This is a genomic window from Streptomyces kronopolitis, assembly GCF_014646275.1.
In the GTDB taxonomy this organism is placed as follows: Bacteria; Actinomycetota; Actinomycetes; order Streptomycetales; family Streptomycetaceae; genus Streptomyces; species Streptomyces kronopolitis.
Genome location: NZ_BMND01000076.1, coordinates 1 through 7,607, shown reverse-complemented (window position 1 = coordinate 7,607; position 7,607 = coordinate 1). Strand labels below are relative to the sequence as shown.

At 71.2% G+C, this 7,607-nt stretch carries 3 protein-coding genes and 2 pseudogenes; 3 read left to right on the top strand and 2 right to left on the bottom strand.

Annotation, left to right across the window (positions count from 1 at the left end):
* Positions 1-266: pseudogene (locus tag IEY78_RS34720) on the bottom strand (DNA polymerase III subunit gamma and tau); the annotation flags it as partial.
* A gap of 296 nt (positions 267-562) precedes the next feature.
* Between IEY78_RS34720 and IEY78_RS33390 the strand changes: the two are divergent.
* The 3 genes from IEY78_RS33390 to IEY78_RS33380 all read left to right on the top strand — a co-directional run bounded on the left by IEY78_RS33390 (position 563) and on the right by IEY78_RS33380 (position 7,317).
* Positions 563-1,069, top strand: a complete 507-nt coding sequence (locus IEY78_RS33390; RefSeq protein ID WP_189104754.1) for a DUF6912 family protein — start codon at positions 563-565, stop codon at positions 1,067-1,069.
* 94 nt (positions 1,070-1,163) lie between these two features.
* Positions 1,164-1,826, top strand: a complete 663-nt coding sequence (locus tag IEY78_RS33385) for an HAD family hydrolase (protein ID WP_189104755.1) — start codon at positions 1,164-1,166, stop codon at positions 1,824-1,826.
* A gap of 529 nt (positions 1,827-2,355) precedes the next feature.
* Positions 2,356-7,317, top strand: coding sequence for an NAD-glutamate dehydrogenase (locus tag IEY78_RS33380; protein WP_189104753.1), 4,962 nt, complete (start codon positions 2,356-2,358; stop codon positions 7,315-7,317).
* 105 nt (positions 7,318-7,422) lie between these two features.
* On the opposite strand, the pseudogene IEY78_RS33375 reads toward IEY78_RS33380, so the two are convergent.
* Positions 7,423-7,607 (bottom strand): annotated as a pseudogene (locus IEY78_RS33375) (ABC transporter ATP-binding protein); the annotation flags it as partial.

Below are 7,607 nucleotides of genomic sequence, written 5' to 3'. Positions count from 1 at the left end.
CCGCTGCCGGTGGGCCCGAGGGGACGGCGGTCGGCGGGGGAGCGGCGGGGCCGGGGGACGGACCGGGCCGGCCGGGGGGCGCCGCCGGAGCGCGGACGCGGGACGCGGTCGGCGGCGGCACCGGCGGGGGAAGCGGGGACGGCGGGCCGCGGGATTCCGGTCCCGGCGGCACCCGCGGCCGGGGCCGCGCTTCCGGTGGCCCCGGGCGCGGGGCGTCCGGAAGCGGTGGGTGGGGTGTGGGCCGCGGTGCTGTTGGTGCCGGTCATGCTGGTGATCGCCCCCGTGGTGCCGGGCCCGTGAATTACCGGGCGGTAGCTTTTGTGGTGGGGATCTTCTATCGACGGGACCGCGGCGGCAGCAAGCCGCGACGAGCGCGGAGCGGGCGGCGCACGGAGTTCACCCGTCCGTGGCGCGGGCCCGCAACGAGGCCTCAGGGACGGGGTGGTGGGCGGACTCCGGACGGGCGGCGCGGGGCGGGCGGGGGCGGCACGATGGGGGACTCACGCCCGTATGCTGGCGGGATCATCCCGAGAGTCGAGCGAATCGAGCGGAAGCGGCTGCCATGCGCGTCTATGTCCCCCTGACCCTTTCCGGTCTCGCAGCGGCGCACAGGAACGGTGGCCTGGACTCCGGCTCCCTGGGTGCGTACGCCGTCACGCCCGCGCTGCGCGAGTGGTACGTCTCGGACGACATCGAGGAGCTGGAGTACGCGGCGCTCAACCGGGCCGCCCAGGCGTCGCTGCGGATGCTGGCCGGGCATCCCGCGGAGGCCCGGCGGCGGGTGGTGGTGGCCCTGGACGTGCCGGACGGCGCGGCCGTGGCGGATCCGGACGTGGGCCTCGAGCAGTCGTCGCTGGGCGAGGTGCGCCTGGCCGGGCCGGTGCCGCTGGCGAAGGCCGCGGCGGTGCACGTGGACGCCGCGGAGGCGGAGACCGACGTCGCGGCGGCCGCGGCGGCGCTCGGCGCGGCGGACCAGGGCGATGACGACGCGCAGTTCACGGTCGACGGCGCCGAGGACCACGACCTGATGTGGTTCGGGGTGCAGGAGATTCCCCACCTGCTCGGATAGTCAGCAGGGTTTTCCACAGGCCGGGCGCGCTGTCGGCGGGTGCGGGTACTTTTTCCTCATGGGGAAGCGCACGGGGAACGACCTGGGGAACGGCATGGGGAAGCACGCGACGCACATCGTCTGGGACTGGAACGGCACCCTGTTCCACGACATCGACGCCGTCATCGGTGCGACGAACTCCGCCTTCGCGGAGATCGGGATGGCGCCGATCACCCTGGAGACGTACCGCGAGCTGTACTGCGTGCCCGTGCCGCGGTTCTACGAGCGGCTGATGGGACGGCTGCCCACGGACGCCGAGTGGCTGGTGATGGACGAGGCCTTCCACCGGCACTACAGCACCCACCGCCTGGGCTGCGAGCTCGCCGAGGGCGTGGATCTGCTCCTGGAGGGCTGGCAGTCGGCCGGGCGCAGCCAGTCGATCCTGAGCATGTACGGCCACGACGATCTGATACCGATCGTCCGCGGCTTCGGCATCGAGTCGCGGTTCGTGCGGGTGGACGGCCGGACCGGGCCGTCCGGCGGCTCGAAGAGCGCCCACATGGTCCGGCACCTGGCGGCCATGGAGCAGGTCGAGCCGGCGTGCACGGTCGTGATCGGTGACGCCGTGGACGACGCGGTGGCCGCCCGGGACGCGGGTGCGCACGCGGTGCTCTACACGGGCGGTTCGCACAGCCGCGGGAGCCTGGAGACCGCCGGGGTGCCGGTGGTGGACACGCTCGCCGAGGCCGTCGAGCTGGCCGGAGCGCTCGCCCTCTAGCCGGAGCACTCGCCTCCGGAGAGTGTGACGTTGCGGACATGCCCGCGAGGAGGGCCCGGGATCCGCCGTGGGGCCCGTACGCCCGTGCGGGCGTCCGGGCGGCGGTGTCCAGGCGCCGCCGCGGGGCGCGGCCGCCGGGGGAGCGGGCGGCAGGGCGGCACGCACACACCGCCTCGGCCGTGCGTTGTCCGGAAGGTCTAAGTTCACGCCAAGGTTTTGTACCTACCAGGCCCATGACGGCACCCGTGGGGGGAGCGATAGCCTTGCACCGTGATCAGCGCGATATTCCGCGGGGGCATCGAAGCCCCTGCCCTGCGCCCGGGACACGACAGTGACCGGGCGATCGCTGGTCGTTGCGGCCAATATTCCCTGTCGACTTTGTCAAAAGCAGTCGATGGCGACCCGGCCCTCTCTCACCGCGGCATAGCGTCGACAGCGACGGAACACCTCGCGTCACGGCGGCGTTGTGCGGCTTCCATCACGTTCTTCCACAACGTCACGCAACGGCGCGCGACAGGAGCCAGAGGACATGCAGACCAAGCTGGACGAAGCCAAGACCGAGCTGCTCACCAGGGCCGCCCGGGTCGTTGAAAGCAGCCCGGCCGGGAGCAAGCACCCGGTACGGGGTCTCGACCCGGACGCTCTGGCGGGATACCTCCAGCGCTACTACCTGCACACCGCCCCCGAGGACCTCGCCGACCGCGACCCGGTCGACGTCTTCGGCGCCGCGCTCTCGCACTACCGCCTCGCGGAGGTGCGTCCTCAGGGCACCGCGAACGTCCGGGTGCACACCCCGACCGTCGAGGAGAACGGCTGGACCTGCAGCCACTCCGTCGTCGAGGTGGTCACCGACGACATGCCGTTCCTGGTCGACTCGGTCACCAATGAACTCTCCCGGCAGGGGCGCGGCATCCATGTCGTGATCCACCCGCAGGTGATCGTCCGCCGTGATGTCACCGGCAAGCTCATCGAGGTCTTCGACTCCAACTGCGACGCCCACGGCCGCACCGGCAAGGGCAAGGCGACCGAGCTGCCGCACGACGCGGTGACCGAGTCCTGGATCCATGTCGAGATGGACCGCGAGACCGACCGCGAGGACCTCAAGCAGATCACCGCGGATCTGCTGCGGGTGCTGTCCGACGTCCGCGAGGCCGTCGAGGACTGGGAGAAGATGCGCGGCGCCGCCGGCCGCCTCGCCGACGAGCTGGGTACCGAGCCGACCGCCGACGACCTGCGCGACCAGGAGATCGAGGAGGCCCAGGAGCTGCTGCGGTGGCTGGCCGCCGATCACTTCACCTTCCTGGGGTACCGCGAGTACGAGCTGTCCTCGGTCCCCGGTGAGGGCGACGCCGAGGAGGACGTGCTGACCGCGGTGCCCGGTACCGGCCTGGGCATCCTGCGGGCCGACCCGCCGCACCGCGAGACCGCCGCCGGCCACCCCGTCTCGCCGTCCTTCAACCGGCTGCCCGCGGACGCCCGCGCCAAGGCCCGTGAGCACAAGCTGCTCGTCCTGACCAAGGCCAACAGCCGCGCCACCGTGCACCGCCCCTCCTACCTCGACTACGTCGGCGTCAAGAAGTTCGACGCCAAGGGCAATGTCATCGGTGAGCGGCGCTTCCTGGGCCTGTTCTCCTCGGCCGCGTACACCGAGTCGGTGCGCCGGGTGCCGGTCATCCGCCGCAAGGTCGCCGAGGTGCTGGAGGGCGCGGGCTTCAGCCCGGACAGCCACGACGGCCGCGACCTGCTCCAGATCCTGGAGACCTACCCGCGCGACGAGCTGTTCCAGACCCCGGTCGACGAGCTGCGCTCCATCGCCACCAGCGTGCTCTACCTGCAAGAGCGCCGCCGGCTGCGGCTCTACCTCCGCCAGGACGAGTACGGCCGCTACTACTCCGCGCTGGTCTACCTCCCGCGCGACCGCTACACCACCGGCGTGCGGCTGCGCCTGATCGACATCCTCAAGGAGGAGCTGGGCGGCACCAGCGTCGACTTCACCGCCTGGAACACCGAGTCGATCCTCTCCCGGCTGCACTTCGTCATCCGGGTCGAGCCCGGCGCCAGCCTGCCCGAGCTGACCGACGCCGACGCCGACCGCCTGGAGAGCCGGCTGGTGGAGGCCGCCCGCTCGTGGGCCGACGGCTTCGGCGAGGCGCTGACCGCCGAGGTCGGCGAGGAGCGCGCCGCCGAGCTCCTGCGCCGCTACGGCCACGCCTTCCCCGAGGGCTACAAGGCCGACAACAGCCCGCGCAGCGCCGTCGCCGACCTCCAGCATCTGGAGAAGCTCACCGGTGAGCCGGGCAAGGACTTCTCGGTCAGCCTCTACGAGCCGGTCGACGCGGGCCCGGGCGAGCGCCGCTTCAAGATCTACCGCCGGGGCGAGCCGGTCTCGCTGTCCCGGGTGCTGCCCGGCCTGAACCGCCTGGGCGTCGAGGTCGTCGACGAGCGCCCGCACGAGCTGCGCTGCGCCGACTCCACCATCGCCTGGGTCTACGACTTCGGGCTGCGGATGCCCGAGCACGTCAAGGGCGACGACGCCCGCGAGCGCTTCCAGGACGCCTTCACGGCGGTGTGGACGGGCGAGGCCGAGAGCGACAACTTCAACACCCTGGTGCTGGAGGCCGGGCTCAACTGGCGCCAGGCGATGGTGCTGCGGGCCTACGCCAAGTACCTGCGGCAGGCCGGCTCCACCTTCAGCCAGACGTACATGGAGGACACCCTCTCCCACAACGTCCACACCACCCGGCTGCTGGTCTCCCTCTTCGAGGCGCGGATGTCCCCCGACCGGCAGCGGGCCGGCACGGAGCTGACGGACGGGCTGCTGGAGGAGCTGGACGGCGCGCTCGACCAGGTCGCCTCCCTGGACGAGGACCGGATCCTGCGGTCCTTCCTCACCGTCATCAAGGCGACGCTGCGCACCAACCACTACCAGAAGGACAGCCAGGGCCGGCCGCACGCCTACCTGTCCATGAAGCTGGACCCGCAGGCCATCCCCGACCTGCCGGCGCCCCGCCCGGCGTACGAGATCTGGGTGTACTCCCCGAAGGTCGAGGGCGTCCACCTGCGGTTCGGCAAGGTCGCGCGCGGCGGTCTGCGCTGGTCGGACCGCCGGGAGGACTTCCGCACCGAGATCCTCGGCCTGGTCAAGGCGCAGATGGTCAAGAACACCGTCATCGTGCCGGTGGGCGCGAAGGGCGGCTTCGTCGGCAAGCAGCTGCCCGACCCGTCGCAGGACCGCGACGCCTGGCTGGCCGAGGGCATCGCCTGCTACAAGACCTTCATCTCCGGTCTGCTGGACATCACCGACAATCTCGTCGGCGGCGAGGTCGTCCACCCGCAGAACGTCGTCCGGCACGACGAGGACGACACCTACCTGGTCGTCGCCGCCGACAAGGGCACCGCGACGTTCTCCGACATCGCCAACGAGGTCGCCGAGTCCTACGGCTTCTGGCTCGGTGACGCCTTCGCCTCCGGCGGCAGCGCCGGCTACGACCACAAGGGCATGGGCATCACCGCCCGCGGCGCCTGGGAGTCGGTCAAGCGGCACTTCCGCGAGCTGGGCCACGACAGCCAGACCGAGGACTTCACCACGGTCGGCGTCGGCGACATGTCCGGTGACGTCTTCGGCAACGGCATGCTGCTCAGCGAGCACATCCGGCTGGTCGCCGCCTTCGACCACCGGCACATCTTCATCGACCCCGACCCGGATGCGGCGTCCTCCTACGCCGAGCGCCGCCGGCTCTTCGAGCTGCCCCGCTCCTCCTGGGCGGACTACCACACCGAGCTGCTCTCGCAGGGCGGCGGCATCCACCCCCGCTCCGCCAAGTCCATCCCGATCAACGCGCAGGTGCGGGCCGCGCTCGGCATCGAGGCCGGCATCAAGAAGATGACCCCCGCCGATCTGATGCGGGCCATCCTCAAGGCGCCGGTCGACCTGCTGTGGAACGGCGGCATCGGCACGTACGTGAAGTCCTCGGCGGAGACCGACGCCGATGTGGGCGACAAGTCCAACGACGCCATCCGCGTCAACGGCGAGGACCTGCGGGTCAAGGTCGTCGGCGAGGGCGGCAACCTGGGCCTGACCCAGCTGGGGCGGATCGAGTTCGCCTCGACCGGCGGCAAGATCAACACCGATGCGATCGACAACAGCGCCGGTGTGGACACCTCCGACCACGAGGTGAACATCAAGATCCTGCTCAACGCCGTGGTCGCGGACGGCGACATGACGGTCAAGCAGCGCAACAAGCTGCTGGCCGAGATGACCGACGAGGTCGGCGCGCTGGTGCTGCGCAACAACTACGCGCAGAACACCGCGCTGGCGCTGGCCCTCGCCCAGTCCTCCAGCATGCTCAACGCCCAGCAGCGCTTCATGCGCCGCCTGGTGCGCGACGGCGATCTCGACCGGGCGCTGGAGTTCCTGCCCACCGACCGGCAGATCCGCGAGCGGCTGAACGCCGGGCGCGGGCTGACCCAGCCGGAGACGGCGGTGCTCCTGGCGTACACCAAGATCACGGTCGCCGAGTCGCTGATCGGGACCGACCTGCCGGACGACGCGTATCTGCAGCGGCTGCTGCACGCCTACTTCCCCTCGGCGCTGCACGAGCGCTTCGCCGAGCAGGTCGACGGGCACGCGCTGCGCCGCGAGATCGTCACCACGGTCCTGGTCAACGACACCGTCAACACCGGCGGCACCAGCTTCCTGCACCGGATGCGGGAGGAGACCGGGGCCTCCCTCGAAGAGGTCGTGCGGGCACACACCGCGGCCCGGGCGATCTTCCGGCTGGCCCAGGTCTGGGACGACGTCGAGGCGCTCGACAATGTCGTCGCGGCCGACGTCCAGACCCGCATCCGGCTGCACTCGCGCCGGCTGGTCGAGCGCGGCACCCGCTGGCTGCTCAACAACCGCCCGCAGCCGCTGGAGCTGTCGGAGACCATCGACTTCTTCGCGCAGCGGGTCGCCGAGGTCTGGGAGGAGCTGCCCAAGCTGCTCCAGGGCACCGACCAGGGCTGGTACCAGACGATCCTGGACGAGCTGACCGCCGCGGGCGTGCCCGAGCCGCTGGCCGTCCAGGTGTCCGGGTTCTCCTCGGTCTTCCCGGCGCTGGACATCGTCGCCATCGCCGACCGCACCGGCAAGCAGCCGCTGGATGTCGCCGAGGTCTACTACGACCTGGGCGAGCGGCTGCGGATCAACCAGCTCCTGGACCGCATCCTGGAGCTGCCGCGCAACGACCGCTGGCAGTCGATGGCCCGTGCCTCGATCCGTGAGGACCTCTTCGCGGCCCATGCGGCGGTGACCGCCGATGTGCTGTCGGAGGGCAACGGCGCCTCGACGCCGGAGCAGCGGTTCAAGGCCTGGGAGCAGGCCAACGCGGCGATCCTGAGCCGGGCCCGGGCGACGCTGGAGGAGATCCACGGCTCGGAGGGCTTCGACCTGGCGAACCTGTCGGTGGCCATGCGGACGATGCGTACGCTGCTGCGCGCGCACAGCTGACCGGTGTCCGGCCGCGCGCGGCCGGACCGGCGTGCACACGCCTGAACATGCCTGAAGGGGCGCACCCGCCAACGGGTGCGCCCCTTCAGGCGTGGGAGGAGGGGCTTACTTGCCCGTCTCCTTCTCGTACGCCTTGATGACCTCGTCGGTGGGGCCGTCCATGAGCAGTTCGCCGCGCTCCAGCCACAGGACGCGGTCGCAGGTGTCGCGGATGGACTTGTTGTTGTGGCTGACCAGGAAGACGGTGCCGGCTTCCTTGCGCAGTTCGCGGATGCGGGCCTCGGAGCGCT

Excerpts from the sequence above, each read along its gene's own strand:
- IEY78_RS33390 (WP_189104754.1), top strand. The coding sequence starts at position 563 with ATGCGCGTCTATGTCCCCCTGACCCTTTCCGGTCTCGCAGCGGCGCAC.
- IEY78_RS33380 (WP_189104753.1), top strand. The coding sequence starts at position 2,356 with ATGCAGACCAAGCTGGACGAAGCCAAGACCGAGCTGCTCACCAGGGCC.
- IEY78_RS33385 (WP_189104755.1), top strand. The coding sequence starts at position 1,164 with ATGGGGAAGCACGCGACGCACATCGTCTGGGACTGGAACGGCACCCTG.